We start from the raw sequence: 12,373 nt of genomic DNA on the forward strand, positions 1-12,373 counted from the left end.
CTCCCCAACGCTGCCTAACCTCCCGACCCATGAAAACTGCTTCTGCCTCCCTGCTCCTGCTGGCTGCGCTGGTCGCCGCCCCCGCCGTGGCCACGGCCCAAACCACTCCGGCTAAAACTGCGGCCGGCCGGCCCACCGCGGCAGCCGCGCTCAGCGGCACCGTCGCCGACAGCCTCACCGGGCAGCCCCTGGCCTTTGCCACGATGGTGGTCAGGAAAAGCGCCGACCCCGCGTTCGTGCTGAGCACGATGACCGACGAAAAAGGCGCGTTTCGTTTCGAGGGTCTGGCGGCCGGCACCTACAACCTGCTCGGAACTTATATCGGGTACAGGAATGGCGCGGTTGAAGCAGTGGTGGTAAGCGCCAACACGGCCGATAATAAGCCGCTGACTATGGCTTTGGCGCCGGACCGGAACCTGCTCAAAGAAGTGAAAGTAACCGGCAACCGGCCCTTTATTGAGCTGCGCGCCGACAAAGTGGTGCTCAACGTGGCCGAAAGCCCCATTGCCCAGGGCGGCACCGCCGCCGAAGTATTGTCGCGGGCTCCCGGCGTGGTGGAGCAGGGCGGCCGCTACCAGGTGCGGGGCAAAACGGCCCTGGTGCTCATCGATGGCAAGCTGACCAACCTGGGGGGCACCGACCTGGCCAGCCTGCTCGCTTCGCTGCCCAGCAATACCCTCGATAAAGTGGAAGTAGTTGCCAACCCCTCGGCCCGCTACGACGCCAACGGCGGGGCCGTCATCAACATCCTCACCAAGAAAAACAGTGCCTTCGGGACCAATGGCAGCGTAAGTGCCGGGGTGGGGGCCGGCCGCTTCGCCCGCTACAACGGCGGCGCTACTTTGAGCTACCGCCGCGACAAGCTGAACATATTCGGGGGCCTGGACTACTTGCGCACCAGACAGTACCGCCGCTTCGAGAGCAACCGCGTGCTGGGCCAGGAAACGCGCATCGCTGAGGCCAGCTACAGCGTAACCGGGCGCAACAGCCAGACGGCCCGCCTCAACTTTGATTACGACCTGACCAAGCGCAGCTCGGTGGGCCTGCAGATTCGTGGAATCGTGAGTGCCCGCGAAACGGACGGCAACACCAACTCGGCCGTGGCGGGCCTGGCCGGGCCGCCCAACGCCACCAACGCGCTGCAAACCAACGGCACCGCGCGCGGCTTCAACCCCACAGTAAGCGTGTACTACCGCACGCTGCTGGATTCGGCCGGCAGCGAGCTGAAGCTCAACGCCGATTACCTCACCTTCCACAAGCGCTTCGACGAGCAGTACCGCAACGCCGGCTACAACCTGCTGAGTGAAGAAGCTACAACCAACGAGCTGCGCACCTACTCGCCGGCCCGCAACTCGGTGGCTTCCTTCACCGCCGACTACACCCGCACCCTTGGCAAAACCACGGCGCTGGAAGCGGGCCTGAAGTCGTTGCGCACCGTTACCGACAACGACATCAACTGGGAAAACCTGGCCGACGACGGCAACTGGCTCAACGACGCGCGTCGCACCAACCACTTCGTGTACCGCGAGTACATCAACGCGGGCTACGCCTCGCTGCGCCGGCCAATGAGCAAGAAAATTGGCCTGCAACTGGGCCTGCGGGCCGAGCACACGCACAGCGAAGGCGAGTCGCTGACGCTGGGGCAGGTGAACAGGCGCGACTATTTCAACCTGTTTCCGAACGTGTCGCTTGACTACGCAATGTCGGAGAAGCAGCAGTGGAATTTCAGCTACCGGCGCAACATCGACCGGTTTCGCTTCGACATCGTCAACCCCTTCCTGACCTACCTTAGCCCCTACCTCTACTACCAGGGCAACCCCAACATCCGGCCCTCGTTCTCGCACAACTTCTCCGTTTCGCACAGCTACAACAACGCCGTGGCTACCTCCGTGAGCTACGGCCGCCACACCAACGCCCTGGCCGAGGTATTCCACCGCGACCCGGCCACCAACATCGTCATTCAGTCTGATGCCAACCTGAGCCGGGCCACCACCCTGGATGCCAACGTGAGTCTGACCAAGCAGCTTGGCGGCGGGGCCATCACCACGGCCAATTTTGTGGGCGCTACCTACGTCCGGTTCTACTCGCCCAGCATGCCCTGGCTGAACCAGTCGAGCGTGGGCGTGATGGCCAGCAGCAACACCACCCTAAACATGCCCAATGGCCTGCGGGCCGAGCTCAACCTGTTCTACCGCACGCCGCTCACGTATGGTGCCTACGCCTTCAGGGCCCAGTACAACGGCAGCGTGGCAGTATCGAAGCCGGTGTTGAAGGAAAAAGGCATGCTCACGCTGACCGTCCTCGACCCGCTGAACCTGCAGAAAAGCCGCTACGATACGCGGGCCGCAGAAGTGCAGGCCTACAGCCTCGATAAAACCGAAACCCGCTTTGTGCGCCTGAACTTCAGCTACCGCTTCGGCAACCAGAAAGTGAAGATTATCAGAGCGCGCCGCACGGGCATCGAGGCCGAGAAGATGCGCCTGGAAAACTAGCGGCCGGCTCCCGACTTTCAAAATAGGTTGTTGCGCCCCGGTCTTTCCTCTATGAGAGGAGCCCCGGGGCGCAATGCCTTTCCTGAAAAACTGCTACTACTGCACCCCAAATTCGCGCAGCTCGGCGTCGATGCGCTGGTTCCAGCGGGCCTGGGCGGTGTCGTTGGTGCCGCCCGCCGTTTCGTGGTCGTACTGGTCCTGAAGGCGGTTCATCTCGCGGAAAGAATCCAGGTACTGCCAGCCCAGGATGCTCTGGTAATCGGCCACCGTGAGGCTGTCGGGGCCCACCCTGCGCCGGAACTGCTCGGCCACCAGCCGCACGATATCGAAGTGGCGCTGCTCGTGGTTGAGGTTGAAAGCCGTGCGCTGCCCCTGCGCCACCCACGACGAAGTGCGCACCACGTACACCTGCAGCTCAATATCCAGCTCTACCACGCCCTGGCGCACCCGCGGCCGGGTCCGGTAGCCGAAGCTCGGGAACACCGCCGCCGCATACTGCCCCCTGGGCCGGGGCGGGCCCGTGAAATCGGTCCAAGCCAGGGGGCGGGCCGGGTCGTAGAACAGCGTGTCGGGCTCGGTCTGGCGGGTATCGTAGCGGAAGGTGGGCTGCACGGCCGTGGCCAAGCGCAGGTCGGTGGCCGCCGCGGTGGCCAGCCAGCCGTTGAAGTAGCGCAGGCTGCCGGCCAGCGCCTGCCCCAGGGCGGCCTCCACCACGGCCCGGTCGGGGCGGGCGCGGCCGTAGCGGGCCTGGCCGCGGTACTCGGTGAGCGTAATGGAGCGGCCTTCGGGGTTGCGCCACTCGAAAGCCAGGTGCAGGACAATGGTGCCGTTGGCGGCGGCCGGGTTGGGGCCGGGCGTTTCGCGCACCTGCAGCGCCAGCACCCGCAATGTTACGGGGTAGCGGCTGGTTGGGCCGGCCGGCAGCGTAGCAGCCGCAAACTGCTGCAGCGCCGCCGCCGTACCGCCGCGCAACTCTACCGGCCGGGCCACTGCCGCCGCCGGGCTGGCTGCTGGCGCTACGGGCAGCAACAGCGCCACTGCCGGCTGGCCGGGCCGCTCGTCGCGCACGGCGACTATGCTGAACAGCGCCGGCCCGAAACCGGGCGCAACGGGCCGCAGCACCAGCGGCGCTTCGGGCGCGGGCCACAGCAGGTGCAGCAGCAGTACAAACAGGTTCAGCGTAAGCATCATTCAGCAGACACCCGCAGCCGGCTGCTTGTTCCGGGGAGGAGATGATGGAATGAAGAAGTGAACAAGAACTGTCATCCGAAGCAAGCACGGCGAAGGACCTGTTTACGCTGGCACCAACCAAAATCCGGCTCGTTTCAGCAGCATAAGGTCCTTCACTGTACTTGCTTCGGATAACAGTTCTTCTTCACCCCAACTCAGCCCCCGCCCAGGCGCTGGCGGCGGTACTCGGTGGGGCTTTGGCCGGTGAACTTGCGGAAGGTTTTGTTGAAGTGCGACAGGTTGTTGAACCCGCAGGCGTAGCAGACCTGGGTGACGGCCAAATCGTCGTCGAGCAGTAGCCGACAGGCCTGGCCTACGCGGTACTCCTGTACGAAGTCGGTGAGCGTGTGCCGGGTCATTTTCTTGAAGTAGCGGCAGAAGGCCGGCACCGACAGGTAAGCCACGTCGGCCACCTCCTGCACCGAGAGGTTGGCGCGCTGGTAGTTCTGCTCCACAAACTGATACACCCGGCTCAGGCGCTGCTGCTCCTTGCCGCTCAGGCCCTGGCCGCCGGCACCGGCGTGCAGCGGCTGGCAGTCGGGGGTGGGGGCGGCCTGGGCCAGCTGCTGCAGGGCCTGCAGCAGCAGCAGCAGCCGGGCAAAGGGCGGGGCCGTGAGTAGCTGCCGCAACAGCGGGCCCACGGTCTGGCGGGTGGCGGCCCCGAACGAAAGCCCCTCGTGCGAGCGGGCCAGCAACTGCCGGATAGCCACCATCTCCGACCGCTCCCAGAAGTCGGGCCCCAGGAAGTCGCCGCGCAGCTGCACCACAATTTCCTCGAACGGCGTGCCTACCGGCTGGCCGTAGCTGAAAGTGAGGTGGGGCAGATCGGGCCCGATGAGCACCAGCTCGCCATCTTCGAAGCGCGAAATATGCTGGCCGATGTGGCGCCGGCCGTGGCCCCGCGGGATGTAGACCAGCTCGTACTCGGGGTGGTAGTGCCAGAGCAGCTCGGCCTTGCTTACCTGGGTGTAGTGGAGCAGCGTAAACGAGCTGTCGGCGGTGGGGTGGATGGGCTCAAACTGTAGCTTCACGGCGAAAAATGGTGCCTCAATGGCGGAGTGGGAGCGTGAAGTTAACACATTTGGTCAATCAGGCACTAAGAATGGCGAATAAAGCAGTAGTTATCTGCCTGAAGCTTAACGACCTTTGTTAAGTGGAACCGGATCCGGCACAAACCGGCCCCTGGGTTTGCCAGCCTTTGCGCGCTGGCAGCGGGTTTCACAACAGCATCGCAACTGTGGTTGCGTCCGGGCGGGAAATCTGCAACTTTCCCGCCGCTACGGCCGGCGTCAGCTGAAAAGGACAGCCGGCGCGTCGGCCAAAAAGTGGGCGTTGTGTGCGCATCAGATATCCAGCGGCTTTGGGTGGGAATTTTAGCCGCTGGCCGTTTCCCGGCTCTTTCTGAGGGTTGGTAAACGCAAAAGAGGTTGAGGCTGTGGGAGCTTCAGCCTCTTTTTTTTGTTGCGTGCCGTATGACGAGCAACTCCCCCCGCCTTTTTGCCCGTACTTTGAGGCGTCCCAAGCTGTACCTTATGCGTTTATTTCTGTTGTGCGCGGCCCTGCTGCTCGGCTTGCCGCGCGCCTGGGCCCAGCAAGCCGATACCACCCGAATCCGCCTCCAGAACGTTGATGTAGCCCCCAATGCCGCCAATATCTCGGGCTGGCTGCTGCTCGACAAGGACATCCAGACCGAGCTGGAGGGGGCCGTGTACAACCTCTACAACTTCAAGTACGACAAGGCCGAGCGGCAGTTCCGGAGCCTGCGCCGCCGCTACCCCCAGCACCCGATGCCCTATTTTCTGCTGGGCCTGAGCACCTGGTGGAAAATCATGCCCAGCAACATTACCAACAAGCAGTACGACAAGGTTTTTCTGGCCTACATGGACACGGCCGTTACCCGGGGCGAGGCGCTCTACAGGGCCGATAACAAGAACTACGAAGCCAGCTTTTTCCTGTCGGCCTCCTACGGCTTCTCGGCCCGCCTGAACGCCGAGCGCAGCAACTGGCGCAAGGCCACCGTGGAAAGCAAGCGGGCCCTGAGCTACCTCGAAAAAAGCCGCGAAGCCAACGGCCTGAGCCCCGAATTCCTGTTCGGCCAGGCCCTCATCAACTACTACGCCCCCTGGATTTCCGACAACTATCCGCTGCTGCGGCCGGTGCTGCTGTTCTTCCCGAAGGGCAACAAGCAGCTGGGCCTGCAGCAGCTGCGCAACGTGGCCGCCAACGGCTTTTACACTGGTCCCGAGGCCAAGGTGTTCCTGATGAAAATTCTGCAGAACCAGGAAAACAAGCCCGCCGAAGCCCTGCCCATCGCCCAGCAGATGGCCACCACTTACCCCGATAACGCGTATTTCCAGCGCTTCTACGCCCTGATGAGCTACCAGGTGGGCGACCTGCGCGAGTGTGAGCGGGTGAGCCGCGACATTCTCGAAAAAATCAACCGCGGCATGCCGGGCTACGAGGGCATCAGCGGGCGCTACGCCACGTTTTTCCTGGGCAGCCTGATGGAGAGCCGCTACCAGGACCTCGACAAGGCCCGCGACTACTACCAGCGCTGCGTGGTATTCTCCGAAAGCACCGGCGACACCCAGCAGGGCTTCTACCTCTACGCCCTGCTCAACCTGGCCCGCATCGCCGCCAAGCAAAAGGACCCCGAAGCCGCCACCCGCTACTACCAGGACGTGCTCAAAAAAGCCGACCGCAAATCAGACGCCCAAAAAGAGGCCAGGGCTTATCTGCAGAAGCAGAAAAAGGCCCGGAAGTAGCAGTTGGCAGGCGGGCATTATCAGGCGCCACGCCCAAGCCACCCCGATCAATGAGGTAAGAAGCCAGGCTCGCCACCCCGCGCCGCACGCAGGCAGCCTGAGCGGATTAAGCGCGAATCCGCATCAAACGCCAAGCCCCCGGCGCCAGCACGGACGTCAGGGGCTTGGCGCTTAAAACAGCCTGTTGGTTTATGCGGGTGGATTCGTTGCGCTGTCCTTCGGGTGCTTGCAATACCATAGGCTTGCCAAGCACTGATTTTCTACTGCTCCTTGAACACCGTGTCGATGGCCAGGCCGGCGGCCAGCAGCAGCACGTTGGAGGCCGCCTGCTGCTCGCCCATGTCGTGGATGGACACCAGGTAGTTGTCGGCGCTGGTGAACAGCTCGCGGCCCAGCCCGGCCCACTTCTTCGTAACGAGGCCGATTTCCTGGCCCGAGGCGCTGATGAACTTGAAGTCCCAGCCCTTCCAGTTGCCCTTTACCTCGGCCACCAGCGCATCCTGCGGCGAGTAGACGTGGAAGCCGCCGCCCAGCGAGAACAGCTTGCTTTTGAAGTAGCCCACGGGCTGGTTCTGCGCGTCGTACACGTGCACTTTGGCGCGCAGGAACGTCCAGCCCCGCTCGATGCGGAACAGGGGCATAGCCTCGGGCTGCTCGCGCACGACAATCGTTACGGGCAGCATGCGCTTGCTCACGACCAGCCGCAGGGCCAGCAGCCAGCCGGGCGTGGCCTCGGTAACATAGCCCAGTTGGTCCTGGGTTTCGGGGTCGAGGATGTCGTAGGTGTCCTTGAGCTTGAAGGCGCCCACGTGCTCGCGGATGAAGTAGCTTCTTCTGGAAAGCATAGAAAGGGGTTGGTGGAAGGAATAAGAGCTGCGCCCACGGACCAGGAATCGGTTGGGCGCGGGCGGCAGTGCGTACTGGCAAAACCCGGCGCAAGCTACGGTTTTGCCGCTGTTGCCCGGGGCCGGCGCCGCAGTCCGGCTGAACAATTGCCTAACCTTTTGAGTATGAACAGCCAGCGGCCCGCTCTTCGGGGCGGCCGTAGTTGTTCTGCCTCAATTCTCCTTCTTATGGTTTCTGTTTCCTCGGCTCCGGCCGCTACCCAACTCTCCATTCCTGAGCTGTTTGCCCGCCAGCAGGGCCGCGCCGGGGCGTTGCGCCGCGAGGCCGTGAGCAGCCGCGCCGCCCGCCTGCGCCGCCTCGATACCTGGCTGACCGACAACCGTGAAGCCATCCAGCAGGCCCTCTACACCGATTTCCGCAAGCCCGCCGTCGAAACCGACGTCACCGAAATCTGGTCGTCGCAGACCGAACTGCGGCACACGCTGCGCCACCTAGAGAAGTGGGCCGCCCCGCGCCGGGTGGGCACGCCGCTGGCCCTGGTGGGCACCAACGGCTGGGTGCAGGCCGAGCCCAAGGGCGTTACGCTGATTATCGCGCCCTGGAACTACCCGTTCTACCTGGCCATCGACCCGCTGATTTCGGCCCTGGCAGCCGGCAATACGGCCATCATCAAGCCCTCGGAAATGACGCCCGCCGTGGCCGAGCTGCTGGCCCGCATGTGCCGCGAGCTGTTCGAGGAGGCCGAGGTAACGGTGGTGCAGGGCGACAAGGACGTGGCCACCGAGCTGCTGAAGCTGCCCTTCGACCACATCTTCTTCACGGGCAGCCCGCAGGTGGGTAAAATTGTGATGCGCGCCGCCGCCGAACACCTCACCAGCGTAACGCTGGAGCTGGGCGGCAAGAGCCCGGCCGTCGTCGACCAGACCGCCGACCTGCGCGATACGGCCGAGAAAATCATCTGGGGCAAGGGCGTAAACGCCGGCCAGACCTGCGTGGCCCCCGACTACGTGCTGGTGCACGAAGCCGTGCGCGACGAGCTGGTGGCCGAAATGAAAGCCGCCACCCAGCGCTTCTACTCGCCCCAGGGCCAGCCCATCAGTGAGTCCGACTCCTACGCCCGCCTCGTGAACGACCACCACTTCGGGCGCGTAGCCGGCCTGCTCGACGATGCCTGCGAGCAGGGCACACAGGTAGCCTTCGGCGGCACCATCGATGCCGGCCAGCGCTTTATCGAGCCCACCGTGCTGCTCGACCCGCCCGCCGACAGCCGCATTATGCAGGAAGAAATTTTCGGGCCCCTGCTGCCGGTGCTCACCTTCAGCAGCCTCTCGGCGGCCGTGGATGCGGTGAACGAGCACCCCAAGCCGCTGGCGCTTTACGTGTTCACGCAGGACAAGGAAAACCAGCGCTACCTGCTCCAGAACATTCCGGCCGGCGGGGCCTGCGTCAACGAAACCATCCTGCACCTGGCGCACCCCGAACTGCCTTTCGGCGGCTTCGGCAACAGCGGCATTGGCCGCTGCCACGGCCATGCGGGCTTCCTGGCTTTCAGCAACGAGAAATCGGTGCTCAGGCAGCGCGTCGGCCTCACCGCCCTCAAACCCCTGTACCCGCCCTACACGGATTCGGTAAAGAAAATGGTGAACCTGCTGCTGCGCTGGCTGTAGCGGCTGGAGGTGAGTTGGTGAACTGGTGAGGGGGTGAGTTTGATGTTTTAGGGGCCTAATTGCGCTACTTGCGCAGCCAGGCCCCCTGAACATCAAACTCACCATCTCACTAGTTCACCAGCTCACCTTATAGTATGCAAGCCGAGTAGTTTTCGGAAAAAATACCGACCTTTTAGGGCCCGCTTTCCGGCGGGTGTTGCCCTCCGAATTCCCGCCCCGCCATGCAGTTTACCGAAGCCCAGCGCGCCACTCTGCGCGCCCTTGCCGATACGTTCATTCCGGCCATGGATCCGCCCGCCGGCGCCACTGATACCGGGTACTGGGCCCGTCGCGGCTCCGAGGGCATCGATTTGGATAAGATGGCCGAGGCAATTTCGGCCCAGCCGGCTGGGGCGCAGCAGGAGTTCGGGCAGCTGCTGCGGCTGCTCGATTCGCCGGCGCTGGGTTTAACGTGGTTTGGGCCGCTGAAACCGTTCGGACGGCTTGATGCCGGGCAGCGCGAGAAGCTGCTGCAGAGCTGGGCAGGCTCCAACCTGCCGCAGTTGCGCAAGGGGTTTCAGGCCCTGCGCAAGCTGTGCGCCTTCCTCTACTACGGCGGCTCGCAGCCCGATACCGCCCATTTCGTGTGGGAGGCCATCGGCTACGACGGCCCCCAGGTGCCGGCCGAAACGGTAGCGCCCGAACCAGCCGCCCGCCCCCTGCACACCCTGCAGCCCACCCACGACACGACCTACGACTGCGACGTGCTGGTAATTGGCTCCGGAGCCGGCGGGGGCGTGGTGGCCGGCGAGCTGGCCGCCGCCGGCCACCAGGTGCTGGTGCTCGAAAAGGGTCCCTACTTCCACGGGGCCGATTTTTCGCAGCGCGAGGTAGATATGCTGGGCCAACTTTACGACGCCCGCGGCACGCTGAGCACCCAGGACGGCGGCGTGGCCCTGCTGGCCGGCTCCTGCCTGGGCGGCGGCACCACCGTCAACTGGGCCGGGGCCTTCCGCACGCCCGATTACGTGCTGCAGGAGTGGGCCCGCGAGCATCAGGTGCCGCATTTCACGTCGATGGAGTTCAAGCAGAGCCTCGACGCTGTGAGCCGCACGCTGGGCGTAAACATCGATTACGGGCGCCACAACGGCCAGAACCAGGCCCTGCTCGACGGCTCGCGCCAGCTGGGGCAGGAGGTGAAGTTGATTCCGCGCAACGAGCGGCACCCCGCCGACTGCGACGACGCGCACTTTGCCGGCCTGGGCTACAGCTGCTTCGGCGACCGGCACGGCGTGAAGCAGGGCACCCTGAATACCTACCTGCAAACCGCCTTCGAGCACGGCGCCCGGCTGCTCTGCGACACCCACGTGGAGCGCGTAACCGTGGCCCAGGGCCGCGCCACCGGCGCCGAGGCCACCTACATCGGCCCCGATGGCCGGCCATTGCGCATTACGGTGCGGGCCAAACGGGTGGTGGTGGCCGGCGGGGCCATCCAGACGCCGGCGCTGCTGCTGCGCAGTGGTCTGCGCCACCCGCACCTGGGCCAGCACCTGCATCTGCACCCTACGGTGGTGGTTTCGGGCATCTATCCGCAGCGCATGAACTCCTGGCACGGGCCGATGATGTCGGTGGTGAATGACGGGTTTACGATGCTCGACGGCACCAACTTCGGCGCCAAAATTGAAACCCCGCCCGCCCACCCCGGCCTGATGAGCATGGTGATGCCCTGGCTGTCGGGCCGCCAGCACAAGGAGCTGATGCACGAGGCCGCGCATATCGGCTCGTTCATCGTGCTCACCCGCGACCGGGACGGCGGCCGGGTGTCGGTGGATAAGCACGGCCAGGCCCTCATCGACTACGCAATCAGCGACTTCGACCGCCACAACATGCTGCGCGGGGTGCGGGCGGCGGCCGAAATACAGGTGGCCGCCGGGGCGCGCACGGTGCTGCTGCCCCACGGCAGCCTGCCGCTGCTGCACGCCGAAAACGGCCGGCTGCGCAACCCCGAGGTGCTCGACGGGCTGCCCCAGCTCAGCTGGAAAGCCAACCAGTTTGGCCTGTACAGCGCCCACCAGATGAGCACCTGCCGCATGGGCGGCGACCGGGCCACGCATCCGGCCAGCCCCGCCGGCGAGCTGTACGAGGTTCAACAGCTGTTTGTGGCCGATGGCTCGGCCTTTCCGGCCTGCAGCGGCGTGAACCCCATGCTCACGATTATGGCCCTGGCCCACTACACGGCCCAGCAGCTCAAGGCTACCAACCTCTGAAATCAGCCTTGGCAGGGCTTTTCGCGTAGGTAGGGTTTTCGCTCCCTGAAATTCGATCCTATGACTTTCCGTACTCCCTTGGCGTTGGTGCTGGCAGCCGGGCTGCTGGGCGGCGCCTGCACCCGCCGGCCCGCCGCTGCTACCAGCACTGCTGCGCCCGCCAAATCGGGCCGTGAGGTGCGGGCCGAGGCCAAGGCCGTAGCCGCCGCGCCGCCCGCCGCCCGCGACCTGACCGATGTGCTAACCGAGCAGCTGGCCCTGACCGACGAGCAGCGCAGTAGCGTCCGGCAGATTTTTACCAGCACCGTTAAGCAGGCCCAACAGGCCCAGGAGCGCCTCAAAGGCAACCGCCCGGCGCTGCTCACCGAGCTACGGAACATCAACGCCACCTCCGACCGGGAGTTGCAGCAGGTGCTCAGCCCCGAGCAGTACCAGCAGCTAAAGGCCAAGCAGAAGCAGGTGCAGGAGCAGATGCGCGCCCGCAAGGCCCAGTAGCAACCCGGCCCGATTCTGCACCTTTGCCGGCTCGCCCTTCTTCCTTCCGTTTCTATGTCCGCTTCCCTCGTCCTAACGCCCGAAACCATTCACCGCATCCGATTCCAGGACTGCGACATGCTCGGCCACCTCAACAACGCCCGCTACCTCGACTACTTCCTCAATGCCCGCGAGGAGCACGCCCTGCAGCACTACGCCCTGAATCTGGGCCAACTCTCGCAGGAGCTGAACGCGGGCTGGGTGATTACCAAGCACCACCTGGCCTACCTGCGGCCCGCGCGCCACGCCGAAACCGTGCGCATCCGCACCCAGCTCATTCATTTCGATAACTCCAGCTTGGTGGTAGAAATGCAGATGCTGCGCGAGGACGGCCTGCAGCTAAAAGCCCTACTGTGGTCGGAAATGGCCTTTGTACGCCTGCCCGGCGGCACCCGCACCGAGCACTCCGACGCCCTGATGGACCTGCTCGAACAACTCGATGTGCAGGAAGTGGACTACGACCCCGACGGCTTCGACGAGCGGCTGCGCGAGCTGCGCAAGCAGTTCAAGAAAGCCCGCAAAGGCGAGGACGAGTAACCGGCCCCGGCCCATTCTGGGGGCGGCCCGGTCGGGCCGATGCCAAAATCCTGCTC

The 12,373-nt window shown here is 64.6% G+C and carries 9 protein-coding genes; 6 read left to right on the top strand and 3 right to left on the bottom strand.

Translation table 11 applies throughout. The features are described from left to right. Positions 1 to 29 precede the first annotated feature (29 nt). Positions 30 to 2,492 (top strand): TonB-dependent receptor, encoded by a 2,463-nt coding sequence (locus tag BMY67_RS01250; protein WP_177189637.1) that lies wholly within the window; start codon positions 30 to 32, stop codon positions 2,490 to 2,492. 96 nt (positions 2,493 to 2,588) lie between these two features. Here BMY67_RS01250 and BMY67_RS01255 read toward each other — a convergent pair whose 3' ends face one another. Both BMY67_RS01255 and BMY67_RS01260 read right to left on the bottom strand, forming a co-directional pair. Then, positions 2,589 to 3,683, bottom strand: coding sequence for a hypothetical protein (locus BMY67_RS01255; RefSeq protein WP_092767539.1), 1,095 nt, complete (start codon positions 3,681 to 3,683; stop codon positions 2,589 to 2,591). Positions 3,684 to 3,877: 194 nt separating this feature from the next. Beyond that, complete coding sequence (locus tag BMY67_RS01260) at positions 3,878 to 4,753, bottom strand: AraC family transcriptional regulator (protein ID WP_092767541.1); 876 nt, start codon at positions 4,751 to 4,753, stop codon at positions 3,878 to 3,880. Positions 4,754 to 5,254: 501 nt separating this feature from the next. On the opposite strand from BMY67_RS01260, the gene BMY67_RS01265 reads away from it, so the two are divergent. Then, positions 5,255 to 6,487, top strand: a complete 1,233-nt coding sequence (locus tag BMY67_RS01265) for a tetratricopeptide repeat protein (protein ID WP_092767543.1) — start codon at positions 5,255 to 5,257, stop codon at positions 6,485 to 6,487. A 260-nt stretch (positions 6,488 to 6,747) separates the two neighbouring features. Here BMY67_RS01265 and BMY67_RS01270 read toward each other — a convergent pair whose 3' ends face one another. Further along, positions 6,748 to 7,332: a phospholipid scramblase-related protein gene (locus BMY67_RS01270; protein ID WP_092767545.1), complete on the bottom strand. Its 585-nt coding sequence runs from the start codon at positions 7,330 to 7,332 to the stop codon at positions 6,748 to 6,750. 228 nt (positions 7,333 to 7,560) lie between these two features. Between BMY67_RS01270 and BMY67_RS01275 the strand changes: the two genes are divergently transcribed. The 4 genes from BMY67_RS01275 to BMY67_RS01290 all read left to right on the top strand — a co-directional run bounded on the left by BMY67_RS01275 (position 7,561) and on the right by BMY67_RS01290 (position 12,317). Continuing rightward, entirely contained in the window at positions 7,561 to 9,000 is a 1,440-nt protein-coding gene (locus tag BMY67_RS01275; RefSeq protein WP_092767546.1) for an aldehyde dehydrogenase family protein, read from the top strand. 221 nt (positions 9,001 to 9,221) lie between these two features. Continuing rightward, positions 9,222 to 11,246, top strand: coding sequence for an FAD-dependent oxidoreductase (locus BMY67_RS01280; RefSeq protein WP_092767548.1), 2,025 nt, complete (start codon positions 9,222 to 9,224; stop codon positions 11,244 to 11,246). A 60-nt stretch (positions 11,247 to 11,306) separates the two neighbouring features. Further along, positions 11,307 to 11,741 carry a death domain-containing protein gene (locus BMY67_RS01285; RefSeq protein ID WP_143069656.1) on the top strand — a complete coding sequence of 145 codons (435 nt, stop codon included), beginning with the start codon at positions 11,307 to 11,309 and terminating at the stop codon, positions 11,739 to 11,741. A 54-nt stretch (positions 11,742 to 11,795) separates the two neighbouring features. After that, complete coding sequence (locus BMY67_RS01290) at positions 11,796 to 12,317, top strand: acyl-CoA thioesterase (protein ID WP_092767552.1); 522 nt, start codon at positions 11,796 to 11,798, stop codon at positions 12,315 to 12,317. Positions 12,318 to 12,373: the final 56 nt, after the last annotated feature.

Origin of the sequence: Hymenobacter actinosclerus, assembly GCF_900111515.1 — a bacterium.
In the GTDB taxonomy this organism is placed as follows: domain Bacteria; phylum Bacteroidota; class Bacteroidia; order Cytophagales; family Hymenobacteraceae; genus Hymenobacter; species Hymenobacter actinosclerus.

Excerpts from the sequence above, each read along its gene's own strand:
- BMY67_RS01250 (WP_177189637.1), top strand. The coding sequence starts at position 30 with ATGAAAACTGCTTCTGCCTCCCTGCTCCTGCTGGCTGCGCTGGTCGCC.
- BMY67_RS01255 (WP_092767539.1), bottom strand. The coding sequence starts at position 3,683 with ATGATGCTTACGCTGAACCTGTTTGTACTGCTGCTGCACCTGCTGTGG.
- BMY67_RS01265 (WP_092767543.1), top strand. The coding sequence starts at position 5,255 with ATGCGTTTATTTCTGTTGTGCGCGGCCCTGCTGCTCGGCTTGCCGCGC.
- BMY67_RS01270 (WP_092767545.1), bottom strand. The coding sequence starts at position 7,332 with ATGCTTTCCAGAAGAAGCTACTTCATCCGCGAGCACGTGGGCGCCTTC.
- BMY67_RS01275 (WP_092767546.1), top strand. The coding sequence starts at position 7,561 with ATGGTTTCTGTTTCCTCGGCTCCGGCCGCTACCCAACTCTCCATTCCT.
- BMY67_RS01280 (WP_092767548.1), top strand. The coding sequence starts at position 9,222 with ATGCAGTTTACCGAAGCCCAGCGCGCCACTCTGCGCGCCCTTGCCGAT.
- BMY67_RS01285 (WP_143069656.1), top strand. The coding sequence starts at position 11,307 with ATGACTTTCCGTACTCCCTTGGCGTTGGTGCTGGCAGCCGGGCTGCTG.
- BMY67_RS01290 (WP_092767552.1), top strand. The coding sequence starts at position 11,796 with ATGTCCGCTTCCCTCGTCCTAACGCCCGAAACCATTCACCGCATCCGA.